The organism is Neisseria sp. P0022.S009, assembly GCF_051956675.1.
Taxonomy (GTDB): Bacteria; Pseudomonadota; Gammaproteobacteria; order Burkholderiales; family Neisseriaceae; genus Neisseria.
The window spans coordinates 1-498 of record NZ_JBQCXE010000051.1 but is presented as its reverse complement, the minus strand read 5'-3'; the positions used below and the strand labels follow the sequence as shown (position 1 = coordinate 498).

Annotated in this window: 1 protein-coding gene and 1 pseudogene; both read left to right on the top strand. The window is 62.9% G+C overall.

Annotation, left to right across the window (positions count from 1 at the left end):
• On the top strand, positions 1–143 hold a 143-nt coding region (locus tag ACTHUG_RS11390; protein WP_440422284.1), incomplete at its 5' end, for a collagen-flanked surface repeat-containing protein.
• 51 nt (positions 144–194) lie between these two features.
• Positions 195–498: pseudogene (locus tag ACTHUG_RS11385) on the top strand (hypothetical protein); the annotation flags it as partial.

Below are 498 nucleotides of genomic sequence, written 5' to 3'. Positions count from 1 at the left end.
ACGGTAAAGACAACTGCGACGGTACACACACTGTACCCAGCAAAGACGGTAACGGTAATACCACTACTACCATCGTTAAAGACGGTGCAACCGGTGCCAAAGGCGATACCGGCGCAACCGGTGCCGACGGTAAGGACGTGTAAGGTGATGGTAGAGATAGATGCGGTTTGATTCGTATTTGGCTTAGCAGGGATATGAGAGGTAACACCACGACTACCATCGTTAAAGACGGTGCAACTGGTGCTAAAGGTGACACTGGCGCCGACGGTAAGAACGCTGAAGCCGACGTTAAAGACAACGGCTGTCTCTTCCACACCTCCGACGCTACCGACGAACTCGACGGTGTAGATCTCGGTGGTGGTCGTATCAGTAAAAAAGGTGGGGGGGGGGGGGGGGGGGGAGGGGGGGGGGGGGGGGGGGGGGGGGGGGGGGGGGGGGGGGGGGGGGGGGGGGGGGGGGGGGGGGGGGGGGGGGGAGGGGGGGGGGGGGGGGAGGGGG